The 14845-nt window shown below is 70.9% G+C and carries 14 protein-coding genes; 8 read left to right on the forward strand and 6 right to left on the reverse strand.

The genetic code is table 11. The features are described 5' to 3' along the window. Window positions 1–249 precede the first annotated feature (249 nt). Window positions 250–1362, reverse strand: a complete 1113-nt coding sequence (locus ABD817_RS10320) for an acetate/propionate family kinase (RefSeq protein WP_344917574.1) — start codon at window positions 1360–1362, stop codon at window positions 250–252. A 332-nt stretch (window positions 1363–1694) separates the two neighbouring features. On the opposite strand from ABD817_RS10320, the gene ABD817_RS10325 reads away from it, so the two are divergent. Beyond that, window positions 1695–2042 carry an STAS domain-containing protein gene (locus ABD817_RS10325; RefSeq protein WP_344917575.1) on the forward strand — a complete coding sequence of 116 codons (348 nt, stop codon included), beginning with the start codon at window positions 1695–1697 and terminating at the stop codon, window positions 2040–2042. A gap of 113 nt (window positions 2043–2155) precedes the next feature. On the opposite strand, the gene ABD817_RS10330 is transcribed toward ABD817_RS10325, so the two are convergent. After that, window positions 2156–2374, reverse strand: a complete 219-nt coding sequence (locus ABD817_RS10330) for an EF-hand domain-containing protein (protein WP_344917576.1) — start codon at window positions 2372–2374, stop codon at window positions 2156–2158. Between the two features lie 165 nt (window positions 2375–2539). Between ABD817_RS10330 and ABD817_RS10335 the strand changes: the two genes are divergently transcribed. The 3 genes from ABD817_RS10335 (at window position 2540) to ABD817_RS10345 (ending at window position 5231) form a co-directional block, all read left to right on the forward strand. After that, entirely contained in the window at window positions 2540–3019 is a 480-nt protein-coding gene (locus tag ABD817_RS10335; protein WP_344917577.1) for a GNAT family N-acetyltransferase, read from the forward strand. Window positions 3020–3415: 396 nt separating this feature from the next. Further along, window positions 3416–4483 (forward strand): lytic polysaccharide monooxygenase auxiliary activity family 9 protein, encoded by a 1068-nt coding sequence (locus tag ABD817_RS10340; RefSeq protein ID WP_344917578.1) that lies wholly within the window; start codon window positions 3416–3418, stop codon window positions 4481–4483. A 202-nt stretch (window positions 4484–4685) separates the two neighbouring features. Then, window positions 4686–5231, forward strand: coding sequence for a cellulose binding domain-containing protein (locus tag ABD817_RS10345; protein ID WP_344917579.1), 546 nt, complete (start codon window positions 4686–4688; stop codon window positions 5229–5231). Window positions 5232–5360: 129 nt separating this feature from the next. On the opposite strand, the gene ABD817_RS10350 is transcribed toward ABD817_RS10345, so the two are convergent. Both ABD817_RS10350 and rpmG read right to left on the reverse strand, forming a co-directional pair. Further along, the gene (locus tag ABD817_RS10350; RefSeq protein WP_344917580.1) at window positions 5361–5606 is read right to left on the reverse strand and encodes a type B 50S ribosomal protein L31; all 246 of its coding nucleotides are present in this window, start codon (window positions 5604–5606) and stop codon (window positions 5361–5363) included. A gap of 2 nt (window positions 5607–5608) precedes the next feature. Continuing rightward, the gene (gene rpmG, locus ABD817_RS10355) at window positions 5609–5773 is read right to left on the reverse strand and encodes a 50S ribosomal protein L33 (protein WP_344917581.1); all 165 of its coding nucleotides are present in this window, start codon (window positions 5771–5773) and stop codon (window positions 5609–5611) included. Window positions 5774–5979: 206 nt separating this feature from the next. Here rpmG and ABD817_RS10360 point away from each other — a divergent pair, with 206 nt between their 5' ends. Together ABD817_RS10360 and ABD817_RS10365 are read left to right on the forward strand one after the other, a co-directional pair. After that, window positions 5980–7761: a sialidase family protein gene (locus ABD817_RS10360; protein ID WP_344917582.1), complete on the forward strand. Its 1782-nt coding sequence runs from the start codon at window positions 5980–5982 to the stop codon at window positions 7759–7761. A 126-nt stretch (window positions 7762–7887) separates the two neighbouring features. Then, window positions 7888–10233: a Tex family protein gene (locus tag ABD817_RS10365; protein ID WP_344917583.1), complete on the forward strand. Its 2346-nt coding sequence runs from the start codon at window positions 7888–7890 to the stop codon at window positions 10231–10233. Window positions 10234–10397: 164 nt separating this feature from the next. On the opposite strand, the gene ABD817_RS10370 is transcribed toward ABD817_RS10365, so the two are convergent. Together ABD817_RS10370 and ABD817_RS10375 are read right to left on the reverse strand one after the other, a co-directional pair. Continuing rightward, window positions 10398–10595, reverse strand: a complete 198-nt coding sequence (locus tag ABD817_RS10370; protein WP_344917584.1) for a hypothetical protein — start codon at window positions 10593–10595, stop codon at window positions 10398–10400. Window positions 10596–10599: 4 nt separating this feature from the next. After that, window positions 10600–11145, reverse strand: coding sequence for a GNAT family N-acetyltransferase (locus ABD817_RS10375; protein WP_344917585.1), 546 nt, complete (start codon window positions 11143–11145; stop codon window positions 10600–10602). A 779-nt stretch (window positions 11146–11924) separates the two neighbouring features. Here ABD817_RS10375 and ABD817_RS10380 point away from each other — a divergent pair. Both ABD817_RS10380 and ABD817_RS10385 read left to right on the forward strand, forming a co-directional pair. Further along, window positions 11925–13334 carry a ricin-type beta-trefoil lectin domain protein gene (locus ABD817_RS10380; RefSeq protein WP_344917586.1) on the forward strand — a complete coding sequence of 470 codons (1410 nt, stop codon included), beginning with the start codon at window positions 11925–11927 and terminating at the stop codon, window positions 13332–13334. A 45-nt stretch (window positions 13335–13379) separates the two neighbouring features. Beyond that, window positions 13380–14705 (forward strand): ricin-type beta-trefoil lectin domain protein, encoded by a 1326-nt coding sequence (locus ABD817_RS10385; protein ID WP_344917587.1) that lies wholly within the window; start codon window positions 13380–13382, stop codon window positions 14703–14705. Window positions 14706–14845 lie beyond the last annotated feature (140 nt).

The raw sequence follows: 14845 nt of genomic DNA on the forward strand, positions 1-14845 counted from the left end.
CAGGACGGGATGCCCCTCGCGGGAAGACCGTTCCACCGTCTCCGCGATCATCGTGGCGGCCCGCGCCTTCCCGTCCCGGCCCAGCACGGCAGAGACCCGGAAGGCGCGGGCCGCCCCGCGAGGAAGCGGGGGCGGACCCCGGACCCCGGGGCGACGAAGACCGTTCCCCGGTGCCCTGCGCACCACCTGCCGTGCGTGCGTACCCGCGGCGGAGACCGTTGGACGGCGCCCCGATCCCGCGCCGGATCCTCACGGATGCCCGTCGAGCGCGCCGAGGGTCTCCCGGGCGAGTTGCAGCTCCTCTCTGGGCCGGACCACCAGCACGGGCACGGCGGCGCCGGGCGCGCTCACCGTCCCGTCGGCGTCGAGGTCGGTACGGGCGGGTGGCCCGACACCGAGCAGCGAGAGCCTGCGGCAGACGGCCTCGCGGACCTCCGGCTGGTCCCAGCCGATCTCCCCGGTGAACACGAGCGCGTCGAGTCGGTCCAGGCTCGTCGCCGCGGCGGCGATCTCCCGGCTCACCCGGTGCTCGAACACCTCCAGGGCCAGCGCGGCGGCGGGATCCCCGGAGGCGACGAGTTCCCGGGTGTCGCCCGACTTCCCGTCCGAGAGGCCGAGCAGCCCCGACCGGCGTTCCAGGCCGTCGCGCAGCTCGTCGAGCGTGAGCCGGGAATCGGACAGCAGCCACAGGAGCATGCCGGGATCGACGCTCCCCGACCGCTTGCTCATCGGGACCCCTTCCAGCGGGGTGAATCCCATCGAGGTGTCCACGCTGCGGCCCTCGCGGACGGCGCACACCGAGGAGCCCCCGCCGAGGTGGGTCAGAACGACCTGGAGCGTGCGCGCGGGCCGGTCGAGCATCTCCGCGGCCCGCTCCAGCGCCCAGGCGTACGACAGGCCGTGGAAGCCGTAGCGGCGCAGGCCGTAGCGGCTCCTCCACTCCGCGGGCAGCGCGTAGGTGGCGGCGCCGTCGGGAAGTCCGGCGTGGAAGGCGGTGTCGGGGCAGAGCACGTGCGGAACGCCGGGCAATCTGCGCCGGGCGGCCTTGACGAGCGCGAGCGCGGGCGGCACGTGCAGCGGGGCGAGGTCGGCGTACTCCTCCACCGCCTCCAGCACGCCGTCGTCGACGACCGTCGGCCTCCGTACGGCCTCTCCTCCGTGGACGAGGCGGTGGCCGACCGCGGCGAGGCCGGTGTCGGGGGCGGCGTCGAGGAAGTCCGCGATCGCCCGCTCGGCCGCCCCGGGGTCGAGGCTCCGCTCGCTGTGCTCGGTGCGCAGGACCTGACCGTCCCGGACGAGGTGGAGTTGGAGGCTCGACGATCCCGCGTTGACGGTGAGCACCGCCGGATCAGTGGTTCCCATCCTCCTGGCGTGCCCGGGGGTGGATAGGGCAAACGGCACCCCTGGTGGGCCCCTCGTCCGTCACTCCGCGTGAGTGCCCGAGGTGAGGGCACCGAGGCCCTTCTCACCGTGACGACCTGGGGCGGTGATGTCCCGGAACGGGCCCGGAACGGGGCGCGGCGACCGGCCGTCGGCCCTCCTGACCGCTGACGGTTCGCAATCACTTGTTGAACTGTCATGAGCGACGGGCGTACGGTGGGGCTAATGGCACCCGTCCTTCGTACGGCTCCCAACAGGGCGCTGTCTCCAACTGCCGTAGACAGCGGGGCGATATGACTCGACTTTCCGTAACTGTGGACGCACACCCGCACTTCTCCGTGGTGACCCTGATCGGCGATCTGGACAAGTCCTCGGCACCTCTGCTGGAGGAGAGACTCGCGGATTTCATGAGGCGCGGTCACATCTGCCTGGTCATCGACACGACGGGGCTGGGATTCTGTGACTCCACGGGCATCTGGGTGCTGCTGACGAGCCTGCGGCGCGCCTACGAGCGGAAGGGCTGGCTGCGCCTCGTCGGCGTGCACGGATTCCTCGGCCGCCTGCTCGATCTGACCAGGCTGCGAGAGGCGTTCCCCATCGACTCCACCGTCGAGGAGTCGATGCGCGCGGTCTCCGAGGGGCACATCCCCGTCCCGCGCTGATCCTTGCCGATCTGCTGATCTCCGCCGATCCCCACCGGTTCCGGCCGATCCTGGCCGGTTCCGGCCGCCGATGGCCGCGGCCGGAACCGAGGTGGACCCCGAGCGGGGGCGGATCAGTCGCGGGAGACCAGGCGGACGAACTCCTCGAACGAGAAACGGCCGTCGCCGTCGGAGTCACCGCTCTGGTTCAGCGACCCGATGGCTTCGGCGGGCATGGCGGGAAAGTGCTCACCGAACTCCCGCTCCGTGATGAACCCGTCGCCATCGGTGTCGATGGCCGCGAACGCCTTCCTGAGCTCCGCCAGCCGCTCCCCGTTGGGCTCTGTCGACATGGTGACCCGCCTCTCTCAACGACCCGCACTTCGATCAGCAGACAACTTACGGGAGGAGTCCCCCGTACGACCACATGACCCCACATAGCCCGTTTTATCATCAAAAATCCTGTTTATTGGGATGGCTGGCCCGGTCCAGCCATGGCCCACACCTAGACTTCGGGCATGATTCGCCCCGCAACGCCGGACGACGTCCCGGCGATCATCGACATGATCCGTGGACTCGCGGAGTACGAGAAAGCGCTGGACAAGGTCGAGAACACCCCCGAACTGCTCCACGAGACGCTCTTCGGCCCCTCCCCCAGCGTGTTCTGTCACATCGCCGCCGACGGGGAGAGGATCGCGGGGTTCGCGCTCTGGTTCGTCTCCTACTCGACCTGGCTCGGCACCCACGGGATCTATCTCGAAGACCTCTTCGTCCATCCGGACCACCGGGGCGGCGGGTACGGCAGGAAGCTGCTCGCCGAACTGGCGGGCATCTGCGTGGAGCGCGGCTACGGCCGCTTCGAGTGGTCGGTGCTCGACTGGAACACCCCGGCCATCGACTTCTACCGGGCGATCGGTGCGGAACCGATCGGCGGATGGGACAGGTACCGGCTCTCGGGACCCGCACTGGAGAAGGCCGCGGCGGGAAGAGCACACTAAACCCACCGAGCAGGAGAAAGCCGCGGACCGGAAAAGCACGGCGACCCCACCGGGAAAGGGATTTCGTCCCTGCCCCACCCCTGCGGTGACGACCGGCAGGAAACCCCTTCCCGCCGGTCTTCCGTTTTCCCGTACGACGTTCTCCCACGCCGTGGAGATCCTCGCGCGAAAGCTCGCCGCGACGTGCTCCGACCGTGAACCTTTCATCCGGCGAAACCACCTCACCCCCTCCCTGAGCTGGTACGACGAGCCGTTACCACACCGAGGGAAAAGCGCTCCGTTTACACCCCAAGACCGGCCGCCTAGAGTCCGTCTCGCGTGAGCGCCTCACCGCCATTGATCAGCGGTTCGTCACCCCTCGAAAGGGAGGGTAATTCTGTGCGTAAATGGCGAAGTATGGCTGTCGCCGGTGTGGTCACGTTCATGACCGCGCTGCTCGCCGTCGTTCTCGTTCCCCAACCCGCCTCGGCGCACGGCGCCATGATGACCCCCGGCAGCCGGACCTTTTTCTGCTGGCAGGACGGTCTCACCCCGCAGGGGAACATCGTGCCCATCAACCCGGCGTGCTCGGCGGCGGTGGCCCAGAGCGGGGCCAACTCGCTGTACAACTGGTTCAGCCTGCTGAGGTCCGACGGGGCCGGGCGAACGCGCGGGTTCATCCCCGACGGCCAGGTGTGCAGCGGCGGCAACCCCGGCTACAGCGGGTTCGACCTCCCGAGTGCCGACTGGCCGGTGACGCACCTGACCTCGGGCGCGTCCATCCAGTTCAAGTACAACAAGTGGGCCGCACACCCCGGCTGGTTCTACCTCTACATCACCAGGGACGGCTGGAATCCCAACCGGGCTCTGACCTGGGGTGATCTGGAGGCCGAACCCTTCCACACGGCCGACCACCCGCAGAGCGTCGGCTCGCCGGGCACCAACGACGCCCACTACTACTGGAACGCCACGCTCCCGTCGGGCAAGTCGGGCCGCCACATCATCTACTCGGTGTGGAAGCGCTCCGACAGCGCGGAGACCTTCTACAACTGCTCCGATGTCGTCTTCGACGGCGGCAACGGTCAGGTGACCGGCGTCGGCCGGGCGGGTCCCACGCCCAACCCGACCGTGACGCCGACCCCGAACCCGACCCCCACCCCGACCGTGACGCCGACGCCGGGACCCGGCGGGGCGTGCACCGCCTCCTACCGGACCGTCAGCTCCTGGTCGGGCGGCTTCCAGGCCGAGGTGACCGTGAGAAACCCGGGCTCGGCCGCCCTCAACGGCTGGACGGCGAGGTGGACACTCGGCAGCGGTAGCACCGTGAACAGTCTGTGGAACGCCACGCACACCACGTCGGGGTCCACCGTCACGGCCAAGAACATCGACTGGAACCGGACGATACCCGGCGGCGGCTCGACCACCTTCGGATTCACCGGCACGGGCGCCAGTGGCTCCCCCTCCGTCACCTGCTCCAGCCCCTAGCGGGACGCGGTCCCCGCCGGTGCCACACCGGCGGGGACCGGCCCGCGCCCGTCCCCGCCCATCCCGTTCCGTTCCGTTCCGACACACAGACAGACACACAGACAGACGAGCGAACCGGCAGGCCACCCGGCCGTCGCATCCGCGCCGGATCACCGCCTCCCCACGGCCGCCGCGCCCTCGCGAAAGGGCGGAAGGGAGCCCCGTGCCGCCCACTACGAAGATCGCACCACTGCTGGGTCTCGTCTCTCTCGGAGTGGCGACGGCCCTGGTCGTGGCGGCCTGCTCCGGCGGAACGCCGGAGGGCGGGCACGCCGTGGCGCCCCCGCCCTCACAGCCCTCTCCGCAGGCCGCCCCGGCGTCCCCGTCCGTCCACGGGAACACCCCGGCGTCCTCGCCTCCCTCACCCGTCCACGGAACCGCCCGCCGGGAAACCCCGGCCGCGACCACCCCGAGGTGCCGGGCGACGGTCACCCTGGTGGAGTCGTGGCCGGGCGGCTACCGGGGGGCCGCGACGATCAGCAACAACACCGACCGGCCGATACACGGCTGGTACATCCAGTGGATGCAGCCGCGCGAGGCGACCTTCACCCAGTCGTGGAACGGCACCCACATGCAGAGCGGTCCCGTCGCGATGATCCACGCTCCCCCCGGGAAGTCGTCGCTGCCGCCGGGGGCGACCGTCTCCGACATCGGTTTCGTGGGAGCCGCCGCCACTCCCCCGGCCTTCACCGAGATCACCTGCGGCTGACGAGGGCGACCGCCCCCGCGACCCCGTACACGGTGCTCACAGCGGCACTGTGTGCCGCGTGGGGTGCGGGCGCGAGACGCGGTCGCCGAAGACCGGCTCGGCCCCGGCCGGTCCGGGGCCGGTCCGGCGTCAGCCCTTCCCGTAGCGCTGCTTGAAGCGCTCGACGCGCCCGGCCGTGTCGACGACCCGGCTGCGCCCGGTGTAGAAGGGGTGGCTCGCCGAGGAGACGTCGACGTCGACCAGCGGGTAGACGTTGCCGTCCTCCCACTCGATGGTCTTACGGCTGGTCACGGTCGAACGGGTCAGGAAGGCGAAACCGGCACTCGGGTCGCGGAAGACGACCGGGTGGTAGTCGGGGTGGATGTCCTTCTTCATAACTATCTGTCCTCTCGGAACGGCACGTGCCGGCGGATGATCGGGTCGTACTTGACGAGGGTGAGCCGGTCGGGGTCGTTACGCCGGTTCTTGCGGGTCACGTAGGTGTAACCGGTGCCCGCCGTGGACCTCAGCTTGATCACTGAGCGCGCCTCGTTCCTGGCCACGGTCGGCTCCTCTCGGGGTGGTGGATCGCACGATGCCGATGATAACGGTTTTCATTCACTCCGCATTCCCCGCATTCCCCCCACCCCTCGATCCGTCTCGTCCTTCCACGCTTCCAGCCCCGGCGCCCATGGCAGCGGGACGACGGCCGTGTGGACGTCACCCCCCGGTAACCTCCCGTCCACCCGCCCCCTGTTCGCTGTGATCCATGCCCTGGCCGGAAACCGAGATCGTCGGATCGGACGTCAGCCCTCCCGTCACCGTGTACGGCAAGGTCGACAGGAGTCCCGACGGGGAGCTCGCCCACGAGGGCAACAGGGTTCCCGACATCGTCGCCCTGGACCGACGTCGGCTGGTGGTCGCCTGGCGGGCCGGGGTCCGCGACGCGCGGGATCCGTCGCCGACCGACCAGGGCTCCATCATGTACGCCCGCTCGGAGGACGGCGGCCTGACGTGGACGGCGGGAACGCTCGCCGCCGCCACCGCCACGACCCGCTACCACTACGTGATCTTCCTCAACGACGCGGGCACGCTGTACGCGCTGCTCGGCCTGATCTCCGTCGAGGGCGACCGCGACCGGGAGGGCGACGTCGACGGCTTCCCCACCTCGCTGGTCGTCAAGAGGAGCACCGACGGCGGCCGTACGTGGACCCCCTTCCCCGTCACCGTCGACGTGCCGGACAACGGCAGGGGCGTGGTCGTCGCGGGCAAGCCGCTGCGACACGGCGGCGTGTGGCTGGTTCCGTACTGGCGACACTCGGGCGGTACGAACAAGGCGGGCGTGCTGCGCTCGGCCGACCTGAGGACCTGGACCTCCGGCGGGATCGCGGAGAACCCACCGGGGATCGCGATCGAGGAGCCGCAGATCGCGCTCTCGCAGAACGAGCGGAACGAGCGGAACGAGCAAGACGAGCAGGACAACCAGGACGCCCCCGGGACGCTCGTGATGGTGACCCGCGCCCTGGACCTGAGGAGCGGCACCTCGGCGGCGGCGCGCGACGCCCGCTACCGCTCGGGCGCGGCCCACAGCGCCACGGCGACCAGCACCGACGGCGGCCTGACGTGGTCGCCGCTCAGGCTGGACGCGAACCTGCCCAACTACTACGTCAAGACGTTCTTCACGCGCGACTCCGCGGGACGCCACCTGGCCATCTTCAACACGCTGGCCGGGCCGTTCACCGGCTCCTCCACGAGCAAGCCCGACCAGTATCGCGAGGTGCTCTACTACAAGGTCAGGCGGCCCGGCGAGCCCTGGGAGCCGGCCCGGCTCTTCGCCGACGGCCCCCGGCTGACGAAGGGCGCGGCCCGGGGATGGGACGTCTACCCCAGCGCCGACGAGTACGAACCCGGCCGGTTCTTCGTCGTCTGGGAGCACAACCAGACCAACATCAAGGTGGCCAGGCTCGACATCTCCCGTCCCGCCTCCGACGCGCCCCTCGCCACGGGCGACTGGACCGCGGGCGGCGCGAGGGGCTGGACGCTGAGCGGCGGCGCGCGGGTCGCCGGGGGCGGGCTCCGGCTCGCGAGCACCGGTACCTCGGCGTGCCGGGCGTCCTTCCCCCTCGACGCTTCCAAGGGGTGTGACTTCACCCTGGAGTTCCGCGGCAGGGTGGACGACGACAGCGCGCTCGACCCGCGTACCGGCAACGGTGTCTGCCTCGGCGCGAAGGTGGCCAACGGCGCCAGGCGGCTCATGCTGACCGTGCAGCGGAGCGGGGTCTGGACGATGCGCAAGGGGTCCGCCGTCTGGGAGAAGGTCTACTCGCTGGACACCGCCGGGCGGACGGCGACCTGGAGAGTGCGGGTGGACAGCGCCGGGACGGCCCGCCTGTTCAGGGACGGCGCCGACACCGGGGCGACCTGGGTGATCCAGGACAGCAGGGAGAACCCCCAGCTCACGCACTGGGTGACCGGCACCCCCGGCGGCAACGCGGCCGGGGCCACCGTCGAGTGGACCCGGCTCACCCCCACCTTCGAGATCCTGCCCTGACGCCCCGTTCCCGATACGGCCACGCGCCTCCTTTCCGGCTCTCGTGCGATTCGTCCCTCCGGCTCCCCGGCCCGCCGGGGAGGTGAGACGGTAGCTTGGGACTGCCATCACACAGGAAGAGAGATCGTGACCACGTCTATTCATCAGCGGATCGCCGAAGAGCTGGGTGTGCGCGAGCGACAGGTGAGTGCGGCGGTGGACCTGCTCGACGGCGGGGCCACCGTGCCGTTCATCGCCCGCTACCGCAAGGAAGCCACCGAGATGCTCGACGACACGCAGCTGCGCACGCTGGAGGAGCGGCTGCGTTACCTGCGGGAGCTGGAGGAGCGACGCGCCGCGATCCTGGAGTCGATCCAGGGCCAGGGCAAGCTCGACGACGCCCTGCGGGCGCAGATCCTGGCGGCCGACTCCAAGGCCCGCCTGGAGGACATCTACCTTCCGTACAAGCCCAAGCGGCGGACCAAGGCGCAGATCGCCAGGGAGGCGGGGCTCGAACCGCTCGCCGACGGCCTGCTGGCGGATCCGTCGGTCGATCCGCGGGCCGCGGCGGAGGCGTTCGTCGGCGAGGGAGTGGCCGACGCGGCCGCCGCGCTGGACGGCGCCCGCGCGATCCTGGTCGAGCGGTTCGGCGAGGACGCCGACCTGGTCGGCGAGCTGCGCGAGCGGATGTGGACGAAGGGCCGCCTGGTCGCGGGGGTCCGCGAGGGCAGGGAGGAGGAGGGCGCCAAGTTCTCCGACTACTTCGACTTCGCCGAGCCGTTCACCAAGCTGCCCTCGCACCGGATCCTGGCGATGTTCCGCGGTGAGAAGGAGGAGATCCTCACCCTCACCCTGGAGCCGGAACCGGAGCCCACCGGCACCTACGAGGGCCGCATCGCGCACCGCTTCGGCATCTCCGACCAGGGGCGGCCCGCCGACGCGTGGCTGGCCGACACGGTCCGCTGGGCCTGGCGCACCCGTGTGCTCGTCCATCTCGGCATCGACCTGCGGATGCGCATGTGGCAGGCCGCCGAGGAGGAGGCGGTGCGCGTGTTCGCCGCGAACCTGCGCGACCTGCTGCTCGCCGCGCCCGCCGGGAGCCGCGCGACCATGGGGCTGGACCCCGGGCTGCGCACCGGTGTGAAGGTCGCGGTGGTCGACGCGACCGGCAAGGTGCTGGCCACCGACACGATCTACCCCCACGAGCCGCGCCGCCAGTGGGACCAGTCGCTCGCCACCCTCGCCACGCTCGCCAAGCGGCACGGGGTGGAGCTCGTCTCGATCGGCAACGGCACCGCCTCGCGCGAGACCGACAAGCTGGCGGGCGAGCTGGTCAAGCTGGTTCCCGGCCTGACCAAGGTCGTGGTGTCGGAGGCCGGGGCCTCGGTCTACTCCGCCTCCGCGTTCGCCTCCCAGGAGTTGCCCGGCATGGACGTGTCGCTGCGCGGCGCCGTGTCGATCGCCAGGCGGCTGCAGGACCCGCTGGCCGAGCTGGTCAAGATCGATCCCAAGTCGATCGGCGTCGGCCAGTACCAGCACGACCTCGCCGAGACCAAGCTCTCCCGCTCGCTCGACGCCGTGGTGGAGGACTGCGTGAACGCGGTCGGCGTCGACGTCAACACCGCTTCCGCGCCGCTGCTCACCCGGGTCTCCGGCATCGGCGCCGGGCTCGCGGAGAACATCGTCCAGCACCGCGACGCCAACGGCCCGTTCCGCTCCCGCAAGGCGCTGAAGGAGGTGCCCAGGCTCGGCCCGAAGGCCTTCGAGCAGTGCGCGGGCTTCCTGCGCATCCGCGACGGCGACGACCCGCTCGACACCTCCAGCGTGCACCCGGAGTCGTACCCGGTGGTGCGGCGCATCCTGAAGAGCACCGGCGGCGACCTCGCGTCCCTGATCGGCAACGGCACGGCGCTGCGGGCCCTGCGCCCGCAGGAGTTCGTGGACGACACCTTCGGCCTGCCGACCGTCACCGACATCCTCTCCGAGCTGGAGAAGCCGGGCCGCGACCCGCGCCCCGCCTTCAAGACCGCGACCTTCAAGGAGGGCGTGGAGAAGCTCTCCGACCTCAAGCCCGGCATGCTGCTGGAGGGCGTGGTCACCAACGTCGCCGCCTTCGGCGCGTTCGTCGACGTCGGCGTGCACCAGGACGGCCTCGTCCACGTGTCGGCGCTGTCGCACACCTTCGTCAAGGACCCGCGCGAGGTCGTCAAGCCCGGCGACATCGTCCGGGTGAAGGTGCTCGACGTCGACATCCCGCGCAAGCGCATCTCGCTCACCCTCCGGCTGGAGGACGACGTCAAGCCCCCCGGCCCCCGGACCCCGCGCGACCAGCAGGGTGACGGCGGCGGGCAGGGCGGCAGGCGCGGCGGCGGGCAGGGGCGCGGCGACCGGCAGCGCCAGGACCGCGGGGACCGGCAGCGCAACGCGCCGAGCGGCGCGATGGCCGACGCCCTGCGCCGCGCCGGACTCGACGGCTCCGGCGGCAAACGCTAGGCGCCCATACGGGACACACCGCCGTCCCCGTACGCGGGCGAAAGCCGGGTGACTTCGGGACCGGTGCGGCCACCGCCTTCACGCGGCGGTGGTCACACCGTTCCCCGAGGGTCCCTGAGGGCGGCCCCCCGTCACGCCCCTGTGACGCGGGGCGGCGGCCCCGCTCACCGGGGGCGGCGGCCCCGGCGGAGGGCGGAGACGGCGAGGACGAGGCCGACGACGAGGGTGGCCAGGCCGATCCAGAACCACTCCCGCGCGCCGCTCATGGAGCTGCCGCCCACGTAGCCGAGGCCCTGGAGCGCCCAGAGGCCGCCCGCCAGGACGAGCAGGACGCCGAGGACGATCGGAAGCCAGGTCTTCATCGGTTCACAGATCCTTCGTGGTGTGCGGGTCGTGGAACTCGGAGGCGAGGAGGCCGAACAGCGCCTCGTCGACGAAGGACCCGGCCACCCAGGCGTGCGCGCGGAGCGTGCCCTCGCGCCGGAAGCCGGTCTTCTCCGCGGCGGCGATCATCGCGCTGTTGGTGGCGAGCGTCTCCAGGCCCAGCCGGTTCAGGCCGCGGATGCGGAAGGCGTAGTCGCACAGCAGCCTCAGCGCGTCGGGGGCGTAGCCGTGGCCGCGCGCCTCGGGGAGCAGCGAGATGCCCAGGTGCCCGTTGCGGTTGAGGGTGTCGATCCCCCAGACGTTGCAGGACCCGAGCAGGTCCCCGGAGAGGGACTGGACGGCGAAGTGGACGTTGGCCGGATCGGGCTTCCGCTGCTCGTAGTGGGCGATCACCTGGTCGATCGTCTCGGGAACCCAGGGTGTCGTGACGGCTCCGGCCGCCGTCTCCACGTCGTCGTTCAACCGGTGGAGCGCGACCAGGTCCTCCTTGGTGACGGCCCTGAGCAGGACCCTGTCTCCACGAAGCATGAACGGAACCCCACTCTCGATCGCCGGGCGGCGCGCGAGGACTCGCCACCCAACGGACATCACACCATACGAAAAGGCGGAAGGGACAATGGATAAACGTCCCGCCACGGGGTGCGGAGCCACACACGCGGCACCGCGACCGGCACCCCGCCGCACCCCGCCGCGCCGTGCCCCACGCGTCCCTCCCGCCACCGAACCGGAATCCCTTGACAGGAGATCCTGACAGCGACACCTCTTGGAACGTTCCCTCCAGGGGCTATTTCGTAAACAAACCTTACTTTTTACCGCCAGCTCACAGCGTTTCGCACAACCCGAAAACCGGGGTCGTGATACTTTTTTTACTCCTTACATTGACTCGAGAACGAAGCCTGCCTTAGTGTCCCGGGCAAGCGAGCCCTCGCCGTGAAGGGATCTCCATGACTCGCTTCCCCCGACGTCGCGTGGCGGCGGACGCGATGACCGCGCCCGCCCCATCGCCCTGACCACACCCCGTCACGGGTGTGAGGCGCACTGGCCGCCTCCCGCCCGCGAAGGTTCCCGTTCTCCCTGCCGTATCCGTCGCGGCAGGGCCCAGGACGCGCCGAGCAGCGCGTGCCGCCGGATGGCGGGCCCAACCCGGGCCACCGTACGGCCGCCCGCGGGAGGCACGCTCGCCGCGTCCGGCACCGCCCGCATGTCACCCCCTGATACGGGTCGTGACCCACGCGCGCGCGTCGCGTCCCCAACCGGGACGCGACAGCACCCGTGCGTCACTCCCAAGACGGAAGGAAAATCCGCGCATGGACACCGGACAGCCGTCTCACCGGCGCCGTCGCATGTCGCTCCCGACCACGCTCGGCGGCATGTTCACCGTCGTCGTCCTCGCCCTCGCCGGCGTGACGACCGCGTCTCCGGCCGCCGCCGCCACCGGGCAGATCACCGGCATCGGTGGCAAGTGCGTCGACGTCGCCGCGGCCAGCAGCGCCAACGGCACCCCCATCCAGCTGTACGACTGCAACGGCAGCGGTGCCCAGCAGTGGACCCGCAACGGTGACGGCACCGTACGCGCCCTGGGCAAGTGCCTGGACGTCACCGCCGCCTCCACCGCCAACGGAGCACAGATCCAGCTGTACGACTGCAACGGCAGCGCGGCGCAGCAGTGGACCTACAGCGCGGCCCGCGACCTCGTGAACCCGGCGGCCAACAAGTGCCTGGACGCCACCGGCCAGTCCAGCGCGAACGGCACCCGCCTGCAGATCTGGACCTGCACCGGGACCGCCAACCAGAAGTGGAACGCCCCGAGCGACGGCGGCAACCCGCCCACGAACCCCCCGGCCGGCAAGATGGCCGGAGCCCCGTACCTCTACATGGGCTGGGGCAACCCGCCGAGCCCGGCGACGATCATGAGCACCACCGGTGTGAAGTCCTTCACCATGGCGTTCATCCTGTCCGGCGGCGGCTGCACCCCGCGCTGGGACGGCTCCAGGCCGCTGACCGGCGGCACCGACCAGGCCGCGATCAACCAGATCAAGGCGGCGGGCGGCAGCGTCCAGGTCTCCTTCGGCGGCTGGTCCGGTAACAAGCTCGGCCCGAACTGCTCCACCCCGGCCGCCTACGCCGGCGCGGTGCAGCAGGTCATCAACGCCGTCGGCCCCGCGGTCGTCGACTTCGACATCGAGAACACCGACGAGTTCGAGAACTTCACCGTCCAGGACCGCATCCTCAACGGCCTGAAGATCGTCAAGCAGAACAACCCGAACGTCAAGATCGCCGTCACCTTCGGCACCGGGATCAACGGCCCGAGCTCGACCGGCATCCGCCTGATCAACCGGGCCAGGGAACTCAGCGTGCCGATCGACAACTACACGATCATGCCGTTCAACTTCGGCGCCTCGAACATCTACAACGCCACCGTCAGCTCCTCCGAGGGCCTGAAGAACGCGCTCAAGGCCGCGAACGGCTGGACCGACGCGCAGGCGTACGCCCGGATGGGCATCTCCGGTATGAACGGCCTGTCCGACCAGGGCGAGCTGACCACCACCCAGGCCTGGACCCAGATCCGTGACTGGGCCAAGGCCAGGGGCCTGACCCGGCTCGCCTACTGGGCGGTCAACCGCGACCGTCCCTGCCCCGGCGGCAACGCGTCCTCCGAGTGCAGTGGCATCTCCCAGCCCAACTGGGAGTTCACCCGCATCACGGCCGGCTTCTAGGCCGTGATCCCCCTCCATCGGACACCGGCTCGAAAGGAACGGCCGATGATCTCCACCAGCCCGGCACCCCCCGCCGGCCCCCGTCCCTCACGGACGCGGCTCGCCCGGATCGGCGGCCTCCTCGCCGCGACGATCCTCGCCCTCGGCTCCGCCACGCTCGTCCCCTCCCAGGCGGGCGCCCAGGCCACCGCCGTGCAAAAACCCGCCGCCCTGGCGGCCCCCGCGCCCGGCCCCCTCGTGTGGTCGGACGAGTTCAACGCCGCCTCCGGCGCCGGCCCCGACACCAGCAAGTGGCGCCGGGACGTCGGCGGCGGCGGCTGGGGGAACAACGAGCGGCAGTACTACACGGCCGGCAACGAGAACATCGTCCACGACGGCGCCGGCAACCTGGTCATCACCGCGCGCAGGGGCAACCCCGCGGGGCTCGGCTGCTGGTACGGCTCGTGCGAGTACACCTCGGGCAAGCTGACCACCGCCGCGACCTTCACCCGCACCTACGGCCGCTTCGAGGCGCGGATGAAGCTCCCCCGGGGCAAGGGCATCTGGCCCGCGTTCTGGATGCTGGGCACCGGAGGGGCCGGCTGGCCCGCGAACGGTGAGATCGACATCATGGAGAACATCGGCAGCGTCCCCGGACAGGTGCTCGGCAGCCTCCACGGCCCCGGCTACTCGGGGGGCAGCCCGCTGAGCGGCAGCTACAACCTGCCCGCGGGCCAGGCCTTCGCCGACGCCTTCCACACCTTCGCCGTCGACTGGGAGCCCGGCGCGGTGACCTGGTACGTCGACGGCATCCAGTACTCCAGGAAGACCCCCGCCGACACGCGGGGCAACCCCTGGGTCTACGACCACCCGTTCTTCATGATCCTCAACCTGGCCGTCGGCGGGAACTGGCCCGGCTCGCCCGACGGCTCGACCACCTTCCCCCAGCAGCTCACCGTCGACTACGTCCGCGTCTACGCCCCGCCCACCGGCGGTGGCGGTGGCCGTACCGGGCAGATCACCGGCATCGGCGGCAAGTGCGTCGACGTCGCCGCGGCCAACAGCGCCAACGGCACCCCCATCCAGCTGTACGACTGCAACGGCAGCGCCGCCCAGCGGTGGACCCTGGGCACCGACGGCACCGTGCGCGCCCTGGGCAAGTGCCTGGACGTCACCGCCGCCTCCACCGCCAACGGAGCGCAGATCCAGCTGTACGACTGCAACGGCAGCGGGGCCCAGCGGTGGACCTACAACGCCTCGACCCGTGATCTCGTGAACCCGGCGGCCAACAAGTGCCTGGACGCCACCGGCCAGTCCAGCGCCAACGGCACCCGCCTGCAGATCTGGACCTGCACCGGGACCGCCAACCAGAAGTGGAACGCCCCGGCCTGACCCAGCCCGTCGCGCTCCGTCGCGGCCCGTCGCGGGCCGGAACCTCCCCCTCGGTTCCGGCCCGCGACGGGCTTTTTCCGGTCGTCGTCCGATCCGCTTGGGACCGGGCCTTCCGGTCATCGCCGTGGGACGCCTCGGGA

Source organism: Streptosporangium oxazolinicum (assembly GCF_039537505.1).
Lineage (GTDB): Bacteria > Actinomycetota > Actinomycetes > Streptosporangiales > Streptosporangiaceae > Streptosporangium > Streptosporangium oxazolinicum.

What these genes read in the sequence shown, in the direction of transcription:
- ABD817_RS10320 (WP_344917574.1), bottom strand. Translation starts at nt 1,362, where the DNA reads ATGGGAACCACTGATCCGGCGGTGCTCACCGTCAACGCGGGATCGTCG.
- ABD817_RS10330 (WP_344917576.1), bottom strand. Translation starts at nt 2,374, where the DNA reads ATGTCGACAGAGCCCAACGGGGAGCGGCTGGCGGAGCTCAGGAAGGCG.
- ABD817_RS10335 (WP_344917577.1), top strand. Translation starts at nt 2,540, where the DNA reads ATGATTCGCCCCGCAACGCCGGACGACGTCCCGGCGATCATCGACATG.
- ABD817_RS10340 (WP_344917578.1), top strand. Translation starts at nt 3,416, where the DNA reads ATGGCTGTCGCCGGTGTGGTCACGTTCATGACCGCGCTGCTCGCCGTC.
- ABD817_RS10350 (WP_344917580.1), bottom strand. Translation starts at nt 5,606, where the DNA reads ATGAAGAAGGACATCCACCCCGACTACCACCCGGTCGTCTTCCGCGAC.
- ABD817_RS10360 (WP_344917582.1), top strand. Translation starts at nt 5,980, where the DNA reads ATGCCCTGGCCGGAAACCGAGATCGTCGGATCGGACGTCAGCCCTCCC.
- ABD817_RS10370 (WP_344917584.1), bottom strand. Translation starts at nt 10,595, where the DNA reads ATGAAGACCTGGCTTCCGATCGTCCTCGGCGTCCTGCTCGTCCTGGCG.
- ABD817_RS10375 (WP_344917585.1), bottom strand. Translation starts at nt 11,145, where the DNA reads ATGCTTCGTGGAGACAGGGTCCTGCTCAGGGCCGTCACCAAGGAGGAC.
- ABD817_RS10380 (WP_344917586.1), top strand. Translation starts at nt 11,925, where the DNA reads ATGGACACCGGACAGCCGTCTCACCGGCGCCGTCGCATGTCGCTCCCG.
- ABD817_RS10385 (WP_344917587.1), top strand. Translation starts at nt 13,380, where the DNA reads ATGATCTCCACCAGCCCGGCACCCCCCGCCGGCCCCCGTCCCTCACGG.